General features: G+C 41.5%; 9 protein-coding genes. All 9 read right to left on the bottom strand.

The window, feature by feature from the left end:
• Positions 1–151: 151 nt before the first annotated feature.
• Positions 152–2,602: an ATP-binding protein gene (locus DW965_RS15900; RefSeq protein WP_119198601.1), complete on the bottom strand. Its 2,451-nt coding sequence runs from the start codon at positions 2,600–2,602 to the stop codon at positions 152–154.
• Positions 2,580–2,978, bottom strand: a complete 399-nt coding sequence (locus DW965_RS15895) for a conjugal transfer protein (RefSeq protein ID WP_003061368.1) — start codon at positions 2,976–2,978, stop codon at positions 2,580–2,582. Before DW965_RS15895 ends, DW965_RS15900 begins: the two co-directional genes overlap by 23 nt.
• A gap of 107 nt (positions 2,979–3,085) precedes the next feature.
• On the bottom strand, positions 3,086–3,589 hold the full coding sequence (locus tag DW965_RS15890) for an antirestriction protein ArdA (protein ID WP_002323345.1): 504 nt from the start codon (positions 3,587–3,589) through the stop codon (positions 3,086–3,088).
• Positions 3,590–3,606: 17 nt separating this feature from the next.
• Positions 3,607–4,110: an antirestriction protein ArdA gene (locus tag DW965_RS15885; RefSeq protein WP_003062492.1), complete on the bottom strand. Its 504-nt coding sequence runs from the start codon at positions 4,108–4,110 to the stop codon at positions 3,607–3,609.
• Entirely contained in the window at positions 4,029–4,325 is a 297-nt protein-coding gene (locus DW965_RS15880; RefSeq protein WP_008687105.1) for a hypothetical protein, read from the bottom strand. Before DW965_RS15880 ends, DW965_RS15885 begins: the two co-directional genes overlap by 82 nt.
• Positions 4,326–4,415: 90 nt before the next feature.
• Positions 4,416–4,835, bottom strand: coding sequence for a nuclear transport factor 2 family protein (locus DW965_RS15875; protein ID WP_003060053.1), 420 nt, complete (start codon positions 4,833–4,835; stop codon positions 4,416–4,418).
• A 67-nt stretch (positions 4,836–4,902) separates the two neighbouring features.
• Entirely contained in the window at positions 4,903–5,124 is a 222-nt protein-coding gene (locus DW965_RS15870) for a hypothetical protein (protein ID WP_003060793.1), read from the bottom strand.
• A gap of 1 nt (position 5,125) precedes the next feature.
• Positions 5,126–5,260 (bottom strand): DUF3789 domain-containing protein, encoded by a 135-nt coding sequence (locus DW965_RS15865; protein ID WP_003061156.1) that lies wholly within the window; start codon positions 5,258–5,260, stop codon positions 5,126–5,128.
• A gap of 13 nt (positions 5,261–5,273) precedes the next feature.
• Complete coding sequence (gene mobT / locus DW965_RS15860) at positions 5,274–6,470, bottom strand: MobT family relaxase (RefSeq protein ID WP_003062030.1); 1,197 nt, start codon at positions 6,468–6,470, stop codon at positions 5,274–5,276.
• Positions 6,471–6,502 lie beyond the last annotated feature (32 nt).

The raw sequence follows: 6,502 nt of genomic DNA, 5'->3' as shown, positions 1-6,502 counted from the left end.
GCGTTTATGGTATCGTCCACAAGCCCCGTCGCATGAGCTACCGTCCCCAAAAAGTGAAAGCAGGATAAGGGAGAGTGCCACGACAAACAGAACCATTTTGAGAAAGTGGAAAATCTTCTTTTTTTGAACGCACCTTTTATCCTTTCTTTCATCACTCCACCTCATTTCTCTGTACGGGCGGTCTGGTATCAAAGGCGTGTAGCAGTTCTTCAAAGACGGGGTGTATCTGCACCACACCGACACGCCCGTATAAGTCCTGCAATAAGCATTGTCCGTTCTCCAAATCACGAAGCCGTTTCTGGTTGTTTTCGTCGTCCTTGTCGATACCGAAAAATTCTAAGGTCTGCTTTATCTCGTTGATGTCAGTAGAACGGAAAGCGAATTTTAAGCCGATATTGTTTTTCAGACTTTCCTTTGACACGTCGCCAGAAGATTGTGTAACAAAATAAACGCCTGCCTGCATAGCTCGTCCAGCACGAACAAGCTTATTTGATAAGGTTTCCCCTTGTGCCACATTTAAGAACGCCCATGCTTCGTCCAAATCTACAATCTTAAAAATACTTCTGTCCGAATGGATAAAATCAAGGGCAAAGGTACTAATCACAATTAGCATAGACACCGACAATAATTCAATGGTCGTGTATTCCTCAAAGGTCGTGTCTTTATCTGGCAACACAAGGTCGGCTACTTGAATGATATTGAGCTGGTTATCCAGACTGATAGCATTTTCTACCGTACCGTCTGAAAACAGCAGATGTGCAAAGTCGTAGTCCGTGAAGCTGTCGATATGGTTTGCGATATTTCTTGATATGGGCGTATCTTCACGGCGTAGCTCGTCTATCACATGGAGCAAGCCCCGACTGTCGCTCTGGGTAACGGAACGAACCGCTTTACGAAGTACGGGGAATTTTTCGCCGTCCCTAGAGGAAATACCCGTAAGGAATGTCAAGATGTCGATTGCCAGACTTTCAGCGTCCTTAACATTCTTCATAATCACGAATGGGTCAAGAAGTCCTGCATTGTCCTTGTCGCTGGTAAGATTTACGATATTGATTTCATGGGCGATTTCTGGAAGTGTTTCTTTCCAGTTGCCACGCTCTGATTTTGGGTCTAAGATAACCGCTTGTCCCCCAAACAACACCGAATAATACACAAGAAGATTGTTGCAGAACGACTTTCCACCGCCAAGCGAACCGACAAAAGCAGAAGCAAGGGCATTTGTAACTGTGCCTTTTACGCCCTGCGAAGCTAAAGACGGTTGCAGGTACACATTTCTTCCCGTATCAACGGAATAGCCCATATAGATACCCGTAGTTTCCCCTAACTGCTGGGTCGCTCCAAAGCCAAGCCCTGCCAAGAAGTCTGATTTTACATACTGCACATAGTCATTGATATATCGCTTGCTGGCAGGTAAAAATTCAGAATGAAGCCCCAGCATATCCCCAGCAGGACGCACCAGCTTTACATTGAGGTCGTCGTAAAAGTCCTTGACTTCATCACAACGGCGTTTCAGCTCGTCAAGATCGGGTGCAGACACCCGTATCACGTAGCTTAACTTATACATACTTTCTTTTGTCTGGTCTAAGTCCGTTTCCAGCTCGTCCACGCTGTCTAAAGCGTCCACCACATTTGAGCTGGTTTCACCTCCTGCTTGATAAGCGTGATTGTCAAGGTCTTTCAATTCCTTTTTCTTGTTGCGTACGGTTGTTAATGCTTTTCGGTTCTCCACGATTTCTACATTCATAGAAGTATCAACGGGGAATGTGAATTGCTGTTGCTGGAAATAGAAGATTTCACTTGACGGAAAATCAAGCTCGCCGACAATCGCATTGACGGTAAAATAGGACACATAACTTTCCTTGTCCTCATGTTCCAAGCGTAAATACCGCTGGCTTTCTTCAATCACACACCTTGTCGGACGGATAAGGTCGTAGTATTTTATCAGCGTTTCTTTGTTCAATTTTTTTTTTGGTAGCTGGTACGCATAATCTTCATAAGCGATACCGTCCCTGCCGTAAAGATGTTCCATGAGATACCCAAAATCATTGATTTCCAAGCGACGCACCTTAAAGCGACGGGAGATTTTATTTTCCAGTAACTTTTCCATTTTCATGTAACGGTTGATTTCATCATTCGGCATGGAAACAAAATCATTCATCAGCGTATGGTTTACTTCATGGAGAAACTCTTTGAATGTCAGCCACGCCGATTTTTTGATGTTCTTCAGATTGAGCTGTTCTTCCGTAACCATGAGCTTAAAGCCAAGAAAAAAGCGGTAGTCCACTTGATTGTTCCCAATCATAGATACTAACGCTTCGGTCTGTTCGTCTATTTTCTGGTAGGCAACTTCCTTTAATTTTCCCGTTACCAGTTTCTTTGACTGCTCCTGCATACTTCGTATGGAGCTTTCTGTGGCAATCTGCAACGCATGAATTTTACCCTCACGGGACTGTGCGATTAGCTGTCGGAAACTGTCATGCACGATAAATTTCTGCTCTGCGGATAGAAAAGAATAGTTGTATGGTACCAGCTCATAATAGGCAAACACTTCATTGTCCTTGTTCCAGACAAGGTTATTGTCAATATATTTTATCGGGAACATAGTTCACACTCCTTACTGCCGTGATTGTTTCATTTAATATCTGCTTATGCAGTTTTACGGCTTTTCCTGCATAAGTGATTTTTGGTCGCAGGGCATAGGTTATCTGTGATTTCAAAAAGCTGTACGGCTTCTTTCCGTCAAAGGTTTTCTGCGACATGAACCAAGTGAGAGCAACGGGAATACCAAAGTATTTGAGAAATGCTCCCTCAATCATGGAAAGTGGGGGAATATCCCCAAACAGAATGATGATAAATTCCGTAATCACAAACCATGTAATCTGTGTAAAAGTAACGGGAAAGGGTAAGTTAAAGTCATTGATTGCATACAAGACTTTTTCCACGTTCCAGATACCCGTGTAGCTTTTAATCTTTTTCAAGTTCTTTCAGCTCCTTTCAAAATAGAAAAGGACAGCCATTTTCAGACTGTCCCTTAAAGAGAAATACGCTGTCAGTAGCAACAATGCTTGTCGCTGATCTTCCAGCGTTAATATGGTATCTCGCACATACCTCGGCTTGTTTCAATAAAGCAACCGCCCATATCCAAATCTCGCCCGTAGGCTTCATAGTCAATGTAATTCTGTAAGCTGGGTGGAATGTCCCCAAGTGCCTGCAATTCGTCTATGTAGTAGTAGGCAACATCTGTCATGGTTTCACAGTCGGGATAATAGTAAATATCGTCCTTATGTTCCACGACTTCTTCCAGCGTCCCATAGTGGCTGATAAATTCGTCCAGACACTCTACAATATAGTCGGGAAGTTCCTCTATCATTTCATACATCTCATTGAGTTCTTCAATGGAAACATACTCGCCAATCGCAATGGGAAAGTTGTCGGTATCATGGATAGCGTATTCCTCATACTGTTCATTCAAGCCGATTTTTTCTTTCACATCTTCCTCGTCAATGGGGAACGTGAACCAAGCACCGACTAAATAGCCCTCATTGTATTTGCCAAGATTAGCAATATAAACCGCCATATCATCAATCATAAGCACCACCTCATTTCCTACTCTGGCAGTTCAAAGATACCGTGTTCTGTTACTAAAAATTTCCCGTGTTCCTGCAAGTGAGAAGCGTAGGCTTCAAAGTCAAAGTAGTATTCTTGACAGTCCTCGGATAAATGCTTGAACATCGGGTCGTTCATCAGCTTTTGCCTTGCAACATCTATCATGCTTTTACAGTCGGGATAAACAATAATCACGTTCCTGCAAATATAAAGTGCTTCTAAATTTTCAAACACCGTAAGTAGTGATACATATTCTTCCTGCATATCACTTGAAAGCTGGCGGTACATAAAATCTAATTCGTTGAGCTGGTACACGCTGGTGTGTTCGTGGACTTCATCAGCATAAGGCAACACCTTTTCGATAATACGATAATCCCCACTTTCTGCACCGATACCTAACTTTTCTTCAAACTCGGCAACATCTATCGGCAGGTCGAACCAGTATGATATTGTTTCTTCGCCAGTTGTTCCTCTCGTTTCCACCAGCACCCTTGTTTCCTGCATTGTTCCTCACGTCCTTTCTGTTGCTTCATCACATCTTTTAAGCTCTGGTACGACATACCAAACACATACTTTGAAAAATCTTCTAACTGTTTTATATCATAATTCGTAAGCGGTAATCGCTTCATTTCATGCCACACTTTACGCTTGTAAGAGGGCAGGTTAGAAATATAATCACAGCCGACGTTTGCCTGCATATCCTTAAAAATATCGCTCATTTCATCACTCCAATCTGATTTTAGGTAAGAAAAAAGCAGTCAATCCTAAGACTAACTGCTTTATGTATATGGATATAATTTGATTAAGTTTTAAAACCAGTTTGTTTTTTCATCTCTAAATTGAGGGTTATCGCTGTGTTGATATGGATTATAGTTATTCAGATTGCAACCATATTCTTTTAATGATTTGATTTTGTTATCTTCTGTCCATTCAATTAAGGAAATACCGTCAAATTCTTCAACGCTTCCCGTATTCATTTCATTTTTAAAATACCATTCTACGACAGTTTGATTTTCTTTATGAAAGAACTGTTTAATATCCCAAATAATGACTTTACCACGAGTATTCCATTCATTAAACCAATGTTTTACTGTTTTAAGATTTTCATATTTAGGACACCAGCTTTCCGTATAAACAACATCTTCTGTAAAAATTTTATCTATTCCTAAGTCTTGCTGTTTCAACCACATATCAAACCATAAACGAATAATTTTTTCTCTCTCATTCAAAATAGAACACCTCGATTACTTCTTTTTTCACATTATAGCACCCATACATCAGCCCCACAATAAAATTTTATGCACCGATAATCTTATTGAACAGCTCTAACAGTACATCTTTCACACCGCCAGCATTGAATACCAAGCCGACAGCAATCAAGGCAACTACCAAGAAACCGATAAGTTTTGAAAACTCACGCTTGAACCCTAAGTAGATACCGATAACCACAATCGACATAAGCACTAAGCTCTGTGCGTTGCTTAAAAACCATTGATACAAATTTTGCCCGAAATTCATGTTATTTGTCCTCGCTTTCTTTTAATTTCTTCATTTCATAGTCAGCTCCTTTGCCAACACTTAAAATACACATCAAGGCTACGCCGATACCCGTTCCAACAGATACCAGCAGGAAGTCTTTCAATAATTCCCACATTTTTTCATCACTCCTAACTTTCTACTAAATCTTTTGCAGGGGTCGTCTGCTGTTTGATTATCATTTCATGCTTTTCTGTGAGCTTTGCCTGCTGTTCGATAGTTTTCATGTAGTCTGTTCCGTTTCCCTTATCAATCCTTTTCAGCATTTTCAAGGTCGGTGCTACCTGCCGTTGTACCCACCGCAATGTACGGTCTAAGGTGTAAGGCTCTGGCTTTGTCGTCAGCTTCAAGCTCTGTCTGTTATCGCCGATAAACCACGCCCAGCGGTCATTGAGTTTCCAGTCATTTTTTCGCTTGTCTGCTTCTTCATCAACAAACCGCACATACTGGTTGATGATAGAAAAGGCAGTCTGCTCTGCGTCATAATAGGTCAGCAAATCTCGTACTGCATAATAGGCACGTTCATTTCTAAGCCGTATCTCAAAACGGTTGATAATGTCGGCTTCTTCCAGCGGTGTCCCTAACTTGACGTACTGCTCATAGTCCTTTTCATAGATACAGAAATACACATCTGATTTTAGCGAACCAAGATAAAGGGTGCGTCCCATATATTCTCTGTCGTCCTCTCTATGCTTGATAAGCTCGCCCGACTGATAAAACTTATAACTTCTGGACTTTCCGATATATTCCCGTTTCCTGCATTTTTCCGCAAGCTCTGGAATATCCAAAATACCCGTATGGTCGTTGATAGCAAGGTCGATACGCTTCATCACGCCACCGTCTATGAGTGCGTCCATGAGAAAGTCATACCAACTTCTTTGTTGTGCCAGCAGGTAACTTTCAAACTGTCGGCAACCACGCCCCTTTAACTCTAAAAGGACACCTTTTTCTTCGTCAGCCGACGTATAGATAAAGATGTCCCCTAAAGAATAATGCTCCGTATAACTGTAATGTCCGTAATCTTCATGGAGCATATAATTGATATTCAGTTTTAATATATCTTTGATGATGTGCTGTATATCCAGCGTGGGAAAACGAATTTTCACATAATCAAACAGCATGGTAAGCGGTACTTCTGGATTGAACCTTGCCAGTTCCTTATGCAGAGTTTCCAGAAGTTCCTTTGACGGCTTCATTTTTCCACTTTCTATCTTGTTGAAATATTCCCTTGTGATACCAGAAGCCACCGCCAGCCTGCCTTGTGAGATACCGTAAGCAATCCGTTTCTCCCGTAATTCTTTTATCCGTTGTTCTTCATTCAGAACCATACCCCCAATCTGTAAAGTGTGAAGTTTTTTAA

The sequence above is a fragment of the Blautia sp. AM47-4 genome (assembly GCF_003479865.1).
Taxonomy (GTDB): domain Bacteria; phylum Bacillota; class Clostridia; order Lachnospirales; family Lachnospiraceae; genus Fusicatenibacter; species Fusicatenibacter saccharivorans.
Note: the sequence above shows the minus strand (reverse complement) of the source record. Positions and strands in the feature narration are given on the sequence as shown.

What these genes read in the sequence shown, in the direction of transcription:
- DW965_RS15890 (WP_002323345.1), bottom strand. Translation starts at nt 3,589, where the DNA reads ATGATTGATGATATGGCGGTTTATATTGCTAATCTTGGCAAATACAAT.
- DW965_RS15900 (WP_119198601.1), bottom strand. Translation starts at nt 2,602, where the DNA reads ATGTTCCCGATAAAATATATTGACAATAACCTTGTCTGGAACAAGGAC.
- DW965_RS15880 (WP_008687105.1), bottom strand. Translation starts at nt 4,325, where the DNA reads ATGAGCGATATTTTTAAGGATATGCAGGCAAACGTCGGCTGTGATTAT.
- DW965_RS15885 (WP_003062492.1), bottom strand. Translation starts at nt 4,110, where the DNA reads ATGCAGGAAACAAGGGTGCTGGTGGAAACGAGAGGAACAACTGGCGAA.
- mobT (WP_003062030.1), bottom strand. Translation starts at nt 6,470, where the DNA reads ATGGTTCTGAATGAAGAACAACGGATAAAAGAATTACGGGAGAAACGG.
- DW965_RS15865 (WP_003061156.1), bottom strand. Translation starts at nt 5,260, where the DNA reads ATGTGGGAATTATTGAAAGACTTCCTGCTGGTATCTGTTGGAACGGGT.
- DW965_RS15870 (WP_003060793.1), bottom strand. Translation starts at nt 5,124, where the DNA reads ATGAATTTCGGGCAAAATTTGTATCAATGGTTTTTAAGCAACGCACAG.